Here is an 11925-nt window from a genome sequence, read left to right on the forward strand (position 1 = left end):
CCCTTGAGCGCCCCCTCCAGCGAGCCCTTGAACGAGCCCTTGAGCGCTGCGCCGAGCAGGACCGCGCCCGATGGACGTGCGGACGCGGGCGCCCTCTGCGACGTGGCCGGCCTGAAGGTCGGTCACTTCACGCATCCGTCCGTGCCCACCGGTTGCAGCGTCGTGCTCTGCGAGGCCGGCGCGACCGCGGGCGTCGACGTGCGCGGCGCGGCGCCGGGCACGCGCGACCTCGAACTGCTCCGTCCCGAGAACACCGTGCAGCAGGTCCACGCGATCCTGCTGACCGGCGGCAGCGCGTTCGGACTGGCCGCCGCGGACGGTGTGATGCGCTGGCTCGCGGAGCGCGGGCATGGCTTCCGGGTCGGTCAGGTGCGCGTGCCGATCGTGCCGGCGGCGGTGCTCTTCGATCTCTGGCTGCACAGCGCGCAAACCGCGCCCGATGCGGCGGCCGGACGCGCCGCCTGCGAGGCGGCCTCGGCCGACGAGCGCTCGCGCGGACGCGTCGGCGCCGGGACGGGCGCGACCGTCGGCAAGCTGCTGGGCGTCGAGCGCTCGATGCCGGGCGGACTCGGCATGGCGACTGTCCGCATCGGCGGCATGACCCTGTCGGCGATGGTGGCGGTGAACGCGGTGGGCGACGTGGTGGACCCGCGCGGCGGCGAGGTGCTTGCGGGCTCGCGCGGCGCGGACGGCCGGCCACGTTCGACGGTCCAGGCGTTGCTCGACGGCGAGCGCCCCGGCGGCGCGCTGCAGGGATCCGCCACGACGATCGGCGTCATCGCGACCGATGCTCGCCTGACGAAGGCGCAGGCCACCAAGCTCGCGCAGATCGCGCACGACGGCCTGGCACGGGCAATCCATCCCGTTCACACGGTGATGGATGGGGACGTGATGTTCGCGCTCGCCACCGGCACCGCCGACATCGACGGCGACATGACGCTGCTGGGCGCGGTCGCGGCGGAAGTCGTCTCGCGTGCGATCGTGGACGCGATCCGGCCGCCGTCTCAGTCGGGCTGACGGGGCGACCAGGCGCCCTGGCTTCCATCTCCGCGCCCCGTGCCGGACTCGACGTCGGTCATGGCAGATCCCTCGCTGCCAACATCAGGCGGCCAAAGGCCATCAGCGACGCGAGGTCCTCTGGCCGGAAAAGCTCCGGGCCGCGATCGCGGCGGATGCTCAGGCATTCGTCCAGCACGACATCGCGCAGTTCATCCGCGGAGATCGGGGAGCGCCGATGCCACTCCAGCAAGGCGTGGGCCGCCGCGAACGTGGCGCCGACATGCTGCCCCTGCGCGCACTGGAACGCCACGTGCGCCGCGGACGCCGTGCGGGCCAGATGCACGCTGGTGTCGAGCAATCGCTGGGGCGAAATGGGGCTTCCGTTTTCCACGGGCACCCGGATCCAGTCCAGGGATTGCGACAGCTCGCGCGGCGCCTGGCCCGCCGTTGCCGGCATTTTCCGGCTGGGCTGCAGGCTGAACTCGAGCTTGCGGACGTGGTCTTCGGCCGCGCCCGGCCCCACCCCGCTCAACCGTGTCTCGCGTCCCTTCCGTGCAAAGCGCGCGCGCCCGTCCTCATCGACAAAGGCCGACTCCCCACCATCGAGGGGACTCGCGTGGGCCGACTGTTGGTCGTTCGACGACCGCAGATCCACCACCCAGCCGATCCGGTGCTTCACGCAGGCCTGGGCGAAACGCAGCGCCTCCTGGACGGTCGGCGACGCCATCAGCACGGGGCCGTCGCGCAGGCGGCTGGCGTGGGGCAGCCCCTCGCCCAGCAGCGTCTCGTCGTTGAGATGCGCGGGCGTGCGCGAACCCGCCGGCGCGGGGGAGCAGCGCGGCAGCTGCGAGGTCCAGACACCCAACTCATCGTGGAGCCGCGTGCCCTCGATGTGATCGCCGGCCTCGGCGTCGCGTTCGATCTGCCCGGTGATGGATCTGGAAGTGACTGGAACGATGGAAGGCATGGCGGTGGGCATCAGTTCGGAGGTGCCGCATGGGTGCCCCCCACGCCCCCATCCATCTCGCAGGCGAACGTCCAACCTTGATATCGCTCAATTCCTGAACACATTCCTCCGCGCAGCGACAATTCCTCCCCATGACCTCGAGTTCCGCCCCCTCCGACAAGCCCGCTGACAAGCCTGCCAACAAGCCCGCCAAACCCGTGGCGATCGCCCAGATCCTGTTCAGCCAGGGCTTCGGCACGCGCCGGCATTGCGCCGCGCTGATCCATCATGGGCTGGTGTCGATCGGCGGCACGGTCGTCGACGATCCGAACCAGACCTTCGACACCGCCGGCCTCGTCTTCGAGGTGGAGGGCCAGACCTGGCCCCACCACGAGAAGGCGCTGATCCTGCTGTACAAGCCGGCCGGCTACGAATGCTCGCGCAAGCCGAGCCATCACCCGAGCGTGTTCTCGCTGCTGCCCGAGCCGGTACGCAACCGCGACATCCAGCCCGTCGGCCGCCTCGACGAGGACACCACCGGCCTGCTGCTGCTGACCGACGACGGTCCGCTGCAGCACAAGCTGACCAGCCCGAAGTACCACGTCCCCAAGCTCTACCAGGCGGTCTGCAAGGCCGAGGTGGACGACGCGCAGCTGCGCAAGCTCGTGGAAGGCGTGCTGCTGGAGGAGCGCAACCCGAAACTCGCCGAGGAACCGGTGCGCGCGGTCTCCGCGGAGCGGCTGCCGGACGGCCGCCTGCAAATGGCCCTCACCGAGGGCCGCTACCACCAGGCCAAGCGGATGGTGGCCGCGGTCGGCAACCGGGTGCTGAGCCTGCACCGGCAGCGCATCGGCGCGCTGGAACTGCCGGCCGACCTGAAGGAAGGCGGCTGGATGTGGCTGGACGACGCTCAGCGTGAGCTGGCGATGTCGGAGCCGGACCCGGCCTGAGCCTCCCGGGGCGCATCGGCGTGAGCAGGGCCCGCAAGGCGGGTCCGGAGAAAGTCGGACAACCGGTTCATGATCCCGCGTCAGTGGACGACACCGGTCTTTCGGGAAGTCCCCGAGATCATTTGTCACCATCCTTGGGTAGAAACGCGCCACCGGAACGCCGCTACAAGAACGCCGCCATTGGGCGGCTCCAGCAGCAGGAGCCGCATCGGTCGGACACCTCGCCGACCGGGTCGTATGGGAATCTCAGACATCGAACATCACGAGGACAACGCCGCCCCCAGCGTGGCGATCCAGGTCCGGGCCGAGCGGCTGAGCAGCCTGCAGGCCCGCGTGGCCATGCCGGCGGCCGTCGGCGCGCTGTTCGCCCTGCTGCCGGTCGTGCTGCTGTGGCCGCACCTGCCCGTCGTGGACCTGCTCGGCTGGCTGGGCGCGCGCTGGATCATCTCGCTGTGGCGCACGGTCCAGGCCCGGCGCTTCCTCGCCCTGCCGCTGCAGGAGCGCGCCTCGCCGCGCGAGGAACGGCGCTACCTGGCCGGGCTGGGACTGGACGGCCTGGCCTGGGGCGTGATCGGTGCGCTCTTCGCCACCCCCAACCTGCCGGAGATCGACGGCGCGGTCATGACGACGCTGGTCGGCCTGGTCGCGTTCACGATGGTGTCGCTGGGCCACTGGGCGCGCGGGCAGGCGCTGTTCGCCTCGCTGGTGATCGCGCCGCTGGCGATCCGGCTCGCGCTGCAGGGCGGCGTGACTGGCTGGCTGAGCGTCGGCGGCCTGGGCATGTTCTGGCTGCTGACGGTGCTGGAATCCCGCCGCATCGAGGCCGGCACGCTGGAACTGCTGCGCCTGCGCTTCGAGCAGGCCCGCCTGGCCGAGCAGCGCCGGCTGGCGCTCAACGCCGCGGAGGAAACGAGCAGCAGCAAGAGCCGCTTCGTCGCGGTGATGAGCCACGAGATCCGCACGCCGCTCAACGGCATCATCGGCATGACCCAGCTGCTGGAGCGCGGCGACCTCAGCGCGCAGCAGCGCGAGCAGGTCGAGATCGTGCGCCGTTCCGGCCGGCATCTGCTGACGCTGGTCAACGACATCCTGGACCTGGCGCGCATCGAGTCCGGCAAGCTGGTCGTCGAGGCCCGGCCCTTCGACATCCGCGAGGTCGCCGGCGACGTCGCCCGGCTGCTGGGCGAGTCCGCGCGGGCCAAGGGACTGGACTTCAGCTTGAGCGTCGCGCCGCAGCTCCCCGCCCGCGCGATGGGCGACGCCTCGCGCATCCAGCAGGTGCTGCACAACCTGGTGGGCAACGCGATCAAGTTCACCGATCACGGCCGCGTCGCGCTCGAGGTCTCGCCGGTGCTGGACATGCGCGCCGGCACGCTGCTGCACTTCGCGGTCCGGGACACCGGCGACGGGATTCCCGCGGACCAGCTCGAACGCATCTTCGCGCCCTTCGAGCAGGCGGGCCGTCCCGGCAGCGACCGGGCCCGCCGGGACGGCGCCGGGCTGGGGCTGACGATCTCCCGCGAGATCGCCCGGGCGATGGGCGGCGACCTGCGCTGCGCGTCGGCGCCGGGCCAGGGCTCGGTGTTCGAGTTCACGCTGCCGCTGCAGACTTGCGCGGCCGAGGCCGCCCCGGCGCGCGCGCCGTCCGCCGGCGTGCCGCCGAAGCCGCTGCCGCAACTGGCGGGCCGCGTGCTGCTGGTGGACGACAGCCCGGTCAACCTGCTGGTCGCCACGACGATGCTGGAACGCTGCGGACTGAGCGTCGTGCCGGCCGGTCATGGCCGCGAGGCGCTCGAGCTGTTGCGCGCGCAGCGCTTCGACCTCGTCCTGATGGACTGCCACATGCCCGAACTCGACGGCTATGCCGCCACCATCGCGTGGCGGCAAGAGGAGGCGCGCCGGCTGCTGCCGCGCACGCCCGTGGTGGCGCTGACCGCCAGCACCGTCGAGGACGACCGCGCCCGCTGCCTGGCCAGCGGCATGGACGGCCACCTGGTCAAGCCGTTCGAGATGGACGAGCTGCTGGACGTCGTCGCGCAACACCTGCCCGGCGCGGCAAGCCCCGGCTCGGCGGCCGCGGCGGCGGCCTGATCCACCCGGATCCGCCCGGATCCACCGATCGGCGGCGGCGCCGCGCGCGGCGGCTGATAATCCCCGCCCATGCAGGTTTTCCGCGGCTTCCACCATCCCGGCATCGCGGCGCAATGCGCGCTGACGATCGGCAACTTCGACGGCGTCCATCGCGGCCATCAGGCCATGCTGGCGCTGCTGCTGTCGGAGGCCCGCCACCGCGGCCTGCCGACCTGCGTGCTCACCTTCGAGCCGCACCCGCGCGACTTCTTCGCCAGGAAGCTCGGCAAGCCCGAGCTGGCGCCAGCGCGCATCGCCACGCTGCGCGACAAGCTCCAGGAGCTGGAACGCTGCGGCATCGACCAGGTCGTGGTGCTGCGCTTCGACGAGGCGCTGGCCTCGCTGCCGGCGCAGGACTTCATCCAGCGGGTGCTGGTCGACGGCCTCGGGACGAAGTACGTGCTGGTCGGCGACGACTTCCGCTTCGGCGCCAAGCGCCAGGGCGACTACGCGACGCTGGACGCGGCCGGGCAGCGCCTGGGCTTCGACGTCGCGCGGATGATGAGCTACGAGGTGCACGGCCTGCGGGTCTCCAGCTCTGCCGTGCGCGAGGCGCTGGCCGCCGGCGACATGGACGGCGCGGCGCGGCTGCTGGGGCGGCCTTACGCGATCTCGGGCCACGTGATCCACGGCCAGAAGCTCGGACGGCAGTTGGCGGAGACCGCGCCCGGCCAGGGCGACGGCTTCCGCACGCTGAACCTGAAGTTCGACCATGACAAGCCGGCGGCGCACGGGATCTTCGCCGTGCGCGTGCACGGGCTCGACGATCAGGACCGGAACCTCGGCAAGGCCGGGGGCGTCGTGCTGGACGGCGTCGCCTCGCTGGGCGTGCGGCCGACGGTCGAGGATGCCGGCCGCGTGCTGCTGGAGGTCCATGCGCTGGACTGGCCGGCGGCGCTGGCCGACCGCCTGGGGCCGGGCGAGGCCTACGGTAAACTCGTGCGCGTGGAACTCCTGCACAAACTGCGTGACGAAGCCCGTTTCGACGGCCTGGACGCCCTGACCGCCGCGATCCGCGAGGACGTCCGCCAGGCACGCGCGTACTTCGCCGAACCGGCGACGACCCACGCCGCCGTCCGCCGCCAGACCACCCGCGACCGAATTTGAAGGGCTGAGCGCCCGACCGCTCATCTCGACCGCTCAGCCGGCGCGCGCGGCCCTTCGTTCCGTCCTGCGCGCCACCCCTCTTCTCTCGCGGCTTCCTCCTCCGGCCGCCCCCTTCGATTGCCGCCGCCATGACTGACGACTCCAAGTCCGACTACCGCTCGACACTCAACCTGCCCGACACCCCGTTCCCGATGCGCGGCGACCTGCCCAAGCGCGAGCCGGGCTGGGTCCAGGAATGGGAAGACCAGGGCATCTACCAGCGGCTGCGCGTCGCGCGCCAGGGCAAGCCGAAGTTCGTGCTGCACGACGGCCCGCCCTACGCCAACGGCCAGATCCACATGGGTCACGCGGTCAACAAGATCCTGAAGGACATGATCGTCAAGGCGCGCCAGCTCGAGGGCTTCGACGCCGCCTACATCCCCGGCTGGGACTGCCACGGCCTGCCGATCGAGAACCAGATCGAGAAGACCTTCGGCCGCGGCCTGCCGCGCGACGAGGTGCAGGCGAAGAGCCGCGCCTACGCCACCGAGCAGATCGACCAGCAGCGCACCGATTTCAAGCGCCTGGGCGTGCTCGGCGACTGGGACCATCCGTACCGGACGATGGACTTCAAGAACGAGGCCGGCGAACTGCGCGTCCTCAAGCGCCTGTTCGAGCGCGGCTTCGTCTATCGCGGCCTGAAGCCGGTGTACTGGTGCTTCGACTGCGGCTCCTCGCTGGCCGAGTTCGAGATCGAATACGCCGACAAGGACTCCCCGGCCGTCGACGTGGCCTTCCTGAGCGCGGAGCCGGAGAAGCTCGCAGCGGCCTTCGGCGTGCCCAGGCTGGACAAGGAGGCGTTCACCGTCATCTGGACGACGACGCCGTGGACCATCCCCGCCAACCAGGCGCTGAACCTGAACCCCGAGCTGCCGTACGCGCTGGTCGACACCGAGCGCGGCTACTTCGTCGTGGCCGAGGCGCTGGTCGAGAAGTGCCTGGCCCGCTGGGGCATCGAAGGGAAGACCGTCGCCGTCACGGCGGGCAAGTCGCTCGAGCTGCTGAAGTTCAAGCACCCGCTCGCGCACGTGCATCCGGGCTTCGATCGCGAGAGCCCCGTCTACCTGGCCGACTACGCCACCGCCGACGACGGCACGGGCGTGGTCCACTCGGCGCCGGCCTACGGCGTGGACGACTTCAACTCGTGCATCGCGCATGGGCTGGCGTTCAAGGACATCCTGAACCCGGTGCAGGGCAACGGCGTCTATGAAGCCGAGCTACCGCTGTTCGGCGGACAGCACATCTGGAAGGCCAACCCGGTGATCGCCGCGGCGCTCCAGGACGCCAATCGCCTGATGGCGCACAGCAAGATCCGCCACAGCTATCCGCATTGCTGGCGCCACAAGTCGCCGGTGATCTACCGCGCGGCCGCGCAATGGTTCGTCCGCATGGACGAGGGCGACGGCGTGTTCACCGTCGACAAGGCCGACAAGACCTTGCGCCAGCTGGCGCTGGACGCGATCGAGCAGACCAGCTTCTATCCCGAGAACGGCAAGACGCGCCTGCACGACATGATCGCCGGCCGGCCCGACTGGTGCATCTCGCGCCAGCGCAGCTGGGGCGTGCCGCTGCCGATCTTCCTGCACAAGGACAGCGGCCAGCCGCATCCGAAGACGCTGGAGTTCATCGAGCGCGCCGCGCAGTTGGTCGAGGCCGGCGGCATCGAGGCCTGGTCCAAGCTGGACCCGGCCGAGTGGCTGGGCGCGGAGGCGGAGCAGTACTCGAAGGGCCAGGACATCCTGGACGTGTGGTTCGACTCGGGCTCCACCTTCCAGCATGTGCTCAAGGGCTCGCACGCCGGCGCGGCGCACGAGACCGGGCCGGAGGCCGACCTCTACCTGGAAGGCCATGACCAGCATCGCGGCTGGTTCCACTCGTCGCTGCTGATCTCCTGCGCGGTCAACGGCCGCGCGCCGTACCGCGGCCTGCTGACCCACGGCTTCACCGTGGACAGCAAGGGCCGCAAGATGAGCAAGTCTCAGGGCAACGGCGTCGATCCGCAAGAGACCAGCAAGAAGCTGGGCGCCGAGATCATCCGGCTGTGGGTGGCGGCGTCCGACTACTCGGGCGACATCGCCGGCGACGAGAAGATCCTCGCGCGCGTCGTGGACGGCTACCGCCGCATCCGCAACACGCTGCGCTTCCTGCTGGCCAATACCTCGGACTTCGACGCGGCGACGGACGCCGTGCCGCTGGACCAGTTGCTGGAGGCCGACCGCTACGCGCTGGCCCGCGCGGCGCAGTTCCAGGAGGAGATCCTGGCGCACTACCAGCGCTACGAGTTCCACCCGGTGGTGGCCAAGCTGCAGGTGTACTGCTCGGAGGACCTGGGCGCGTTCTACCTGGACGTGCTGAAGGACCGCCTGTACACGAGCGCGCCGAAGTCGGCCGCCCGCCGCTCGGCGCAGACGGCGCTGTGGCACATCACGCACGCGATGCTGCGCTGGATGGCGCCGTTCCTGAGCTTCACCGCCGAAGAGGCGTGGAAGGTCTTCGCCGGCAAGCAGGCCGGCGACACCATCTTCACCGAGACCTACTGGTCGGTCGGTGTCGCGCACGACGACGGACTGATCGCGAAGTGGAACCGCATCCACGAGATCCGCGATGCGGTGAACAAGGCGATCGAGGAAGTGCGCACGACCGGCGCGATCGGCTCGTCGCTGCAGGCCGAGGTCGCGCTGGGCGTGAACGCCGAGGACCTCGCCCTGCTGCAGAGCCTGGGCGACGACCTGAAGTTCGTGCTGATCACGTCCGCGGCGAGCGTCACGCTGGCCGGCGAGCTGAGCATCACGGTGACGCCGTCGACCCACCAGAAGTGCGAGCGCTGCTGGCACTACCGCGCGGACGTCGGCGTCAATCCGGCGCATCCGACGATCTGCGGACGCTGCGAGAGCAATCTCTACGGCGACGGCGAGGTGCGGACGATCGCTTGACGGGGAACGGGCGGCGGCGGCGGCCCGAGCGTGTCCAGATCGATGTCGAGTTCGATCAATCGATCGAAGCGCCAATCGGTCCAGCCGCGCGCCTGCAGGGTCAGTCGCCCCCGGTGGAGACCGGGCGGCAGATGCGGGTTGTCCTCGGCATGGAAGCGCACCGTCACTGATCCGGCCGAGCGGCCACAGGAAAAGCCGTCTTCCATGCGGGCCGTCGTTCCACCGCACAGGGGATCGCGATGCGCTCTCAACACGACCTGTCGTTCCTGCTGGCTCACCGCATCGCGCACCGTCACGTCGATCCTGCTGGGGCCGTGACTGCCGCTCCACAGGCCGGTCGCCGGTCCCCGCGCCCCATCCTGGGGAGGCACCGTGTAGTAGACCGAGCCACGTCTGGTTTCTCTGGCCAGGTTGGGCGAGACATAGGCCGCCGTGGTCAAGACCTGACCCCGCAGCAGATGCCGGATGTCGACATGGAGGGTCACGCGCTCCCGAAAGGAGCGATCCGACCAGGACAACACGTCGACATCGAAGCGGCCGATGTACGCGCCGGCCTTCAAGTCAGGATTGTCTTCCGCGCGAAACGCCACCTTCAGCCGACTGTCCCGCGATCCGACGCACGGCGACGCATCCTCGATGGGTGCGCGGCGGCAGCCGGCAGCATCCCGCACGGCGCGGAGCCGAATCTTGGCGGATGCGCCGGTACGGGACTCCGTCACATCCACCGTGATCACGCTCATCCCGGACTCGCCCGACCATCGACCGACGGCCGGTCCGACAGCGCCGGCCTGGGGCGGAATGAGGAAGAAGATGGCGGGGCCTGACGGGTCGTCTGCATGGTTCCGCGAGACGAAGGGGGCGGACGCGGTCACCGACATGCGTTCCGACTGCAGCACGGCGCCCGCGAAGAGGCCCTTGATCCACGTCGCGTAGCGGGACATGGGCGGAGACATCGTCTGCAGGGGTGGGTCCGTGCCTCCGGCAGTCAAGCCCGACAACAACCAATAGCCGTCCTGCAAGCGCCACCACGCCGAGCCGCTGTCGCCCCGGAACGGGAACGCCCACGACGGCCCCGCATTCACAGGGTCATAGCGCGTGTAGACGACATCCCGATCGTCAACTGAAGCACGGCTCACGACCGCCTCGCCCGCCATTCGCCGCTGCTCTGCCGGCAGGTCCAGACACCTCATGCCGACGCCGGTCGCTCCGTATCCCGCAAAGTGGACGGTCTCCAGGACCTTCAGTCGCCCTTCGGCGATCGTCGGCCGCGCCAGGGGTCTGCCGACGGCATCCGTGGGCGTTGCCCACCTTGGCAATCGAAGCACGGCAATGTCCTCGGCGTAGTCCCATTTCTCTGGAGGATTGGGAGCCTTGGGCGGCCGGAACGCCCAGCCCACGCCCGATGCAATGACGTTTCCGTACCAGTCCAGGAAGGTCCGACGGCTAGGCCTCGCCTGCCCGCTTTCTGCGTTGACACAGTGGGCGGCCGTCAAGAGGTAGGTGTACAGCGCCTCCTCTCCCAACCAGGTCGCCGTGCACCCGTCCAGCCAACCGGACACCAGGAACTGGGTCGACAGACTGCGCTCGCGCAGCTTTGCGGCGACCACGTGGAAGGTCTGATCCACAGCGTCCAGATTCCCGCCGAGCTCGGCGAACTTCGCCTCGTTGATGATCATGGCCTGGGCCGTCGGAAGGATGGCCAAGCCGCCAGACAGGGCGATCGCCAGTCCCGATATGGGGACGGCAATGTTCCCTCGACAATCTCTCACCGCGACTCCTCGCTTGACATGGAGCCGCTCAGTAGATGGCGGAGGCAACCCGCGTCAGGCGATTTCCCGTCGAGTCTGGATCAACCAGCCGAGTCCGGCACTGGTGCCCCCGGGCACCGCCCCGCGCCGGGGTCGATACTCGCAGCCGATCCAGCCATCCCATCCGGTCGCCGCCGCGATCTCGTCGATCGCCGCCAGCGCGGCCCGCCAGGCCAGTGAGCCCTCGTCCGGCTCATGCCGGTCCGGAACGCCGGCGATCTGGAAGTGACCGACACGTCCCGTCGGCAGGTATCGGCGCACCTGTGCCACCACGTCGCCCTCGACGCGTTCGCAGTGGTACAGGTCCATCTGGACCGTCAGGTTCAATGCGCCGATGCGTTCGACGATTGCATGCGCCTCGTCCTGCCGTTGCAGCAGGTAGCCAGGCATGTCATGCGGATTGATGGGCTCGATCGTCAGCCCGATGCCGGCGCTCGCGGCGTGCGCCGCAGCCCAATGCAGCCGCTCTTCGTAGCGTGCGATCGCCGCATCGCGATCACTCCCGGCGCGCAGCAGACCGGCGAGCACATGCACGCGCGGCGATGAGACGACCGAGGCGTAAGCGAGTGCACGCTCGACGGAATCGCGGAAGTCCCCTTCCCGGCCATCGATCGACGCCAGGCCCCGCTCCCCCGCCGCCCAGTCCCCGGTAGGCGCGTTGATCAGCACGACGCTCAGCCCCTGGGCCGAAGCGCGAGCGCGCAGTTCGGAGGCGGGAACGTCGTAGGGGAACAGGCACTCCACGCCCGTGAAACCATCCCGCGCCGCAGCCTCGAAGCGGTCGAGGAACGGCAGCTCCTGGTACAGGAAACTCAGGTTGGCGGCGAAGCGGGGCATGGCCTGTAGTGTGACCGAGCCACGGCACAAGGTCGCCCGGGGCCGGCGGAGTGGCCGAGCTGGGGCGCCAACTCGCGCCGCTCACCTGCGGTTCGCTCTGCTTGTATGGTTGAAGCGCCGGCCCAACGGGGCTTCAATGGTGGGGTTGCTGGGGCGGAGAGACTCGCTCCGAGTAC

8 protein-coding genes are annotated in these 11925 nt (G+C 69.9%); 5 read left to right on the top strand and 3 right to left on the bottom strand.

What is annotated here, in order from left to right; genetic code table 11:
• The first annotated feature begins 3 nt into the window (after positions 1–3).
• Positions 4–1017 carry a P1 family peptidase gene (locus tag AC07OZ_RS29160; protein WP_495470516.1) on the top strand — a complete coding sequence of 338 codons (1014 nt, stop codon included), beginning with the start codon at positions 4–6 and terminating at the stop codon, positions 1015–1017.
• Between the two features lie 58 nt (positions 1018–1075).
• On the opposite strand, the gene AC07OZ_RS29165 is transcribed toward AC07OZ_RS29160, so the two are convergent.
• The gene (locus tag AC07OZ_RS29165; protein WP_495470517.1) at positions 1076–1966 is read right to left on the bottom strand and encodes a hypothetical protein; all 891 of its coding nucleotides are present in this window, start codon (positions 1964–1966) and stop codon (positions 1076–1078) included.
• A gap of 197 nt (positions 1967–2163) precedes the next feature.
• On the opposite strand from AC07OZ_RS29165, the gene AC07OZ_RS29170 reads away from it, so the two are divergent.
• From AC07OZ_RS29170 to ileS, 4 genes are all read left to right on the top strand, one after another.
• The gene (locus tag AC07OZ_RS29170; protein ID WP_495470524.1) at positions 2164–2895 is read left to right on the top strand and encodes a pseudouridine synthase; all 732 of its coding nucleotides are present in this window, start codon (positions 2164–2166) and stop codon (positions 2893–2895) included.
• Positions 2896–3132: 237 nt separating this feature from the next.
• Complete coding sequence (locus AC07OZ_RS29175; protein WP_495470518.1) at positions 3133–4986, top strand: ATP-binding protein; 1854 nt, start codon at positions 3133–3135, stop codon at positions 4984–4986.
• Between the two features lie 69 nt (positions 4987–5055).
• The gene (locus AC07OZ_RS29180) at positions 5056–6132 is read left to right on the top strand and encodes a bifunctional riboflavin kinase/FAD synthetase (RefSeq protein WP_495470519.1); all 1077 of its coding nucleotides are present in this window, start codon (positions 5056–5058) and stop codon (positions 6130–6132) included.
• Between the two features lie 128 nt (positions 6133–6260).
• On the top strand, positions 6261–9104 hold the full coding sequence (gene ileS / locus AC07OZ_RS29185) for an isoleucine--tRNA ligase (RefSeq protein WP_495470520.1): 2844 nt from the start codon (positions 6261–6263) through the stop codon (positions 9102–9104).
• Here ileS and AC07OZ_RS29190 read toward each other — a convergent pair.
• On the bottom strand, positions 9071–10780 hold the full coding sequence (locus tag AC07OZ_RS29190; RefSeq protein ID WP_495470521.1) for a trypsin-like serine protease: 1710 nt from the start codon (positions 10778–10780) through the stop codon (positions 9071–9073). The two genes, ileS and AC07OZ_RS29190, sit on opposite strands and share 34 nt — an antisense overlap.
• A gap of 147 nt (positions 10781–10927) precedes the next feature.
• Positions 10928–11749, bottom strand: coding sequence for a hydroxypyruvate isomerase family protein (locus tag AC07OZ_RS29195; protein WP_495470522.1), 822 nt, complete (start codon positions 11747–11749; stop codon positions 10928–10930).
• Positions 11750–11925 lie beyond the last annotated feature (176 nt).

Source organism: Roseateles sp. GW821-FHT09G03, assembly GCF_059416045.1.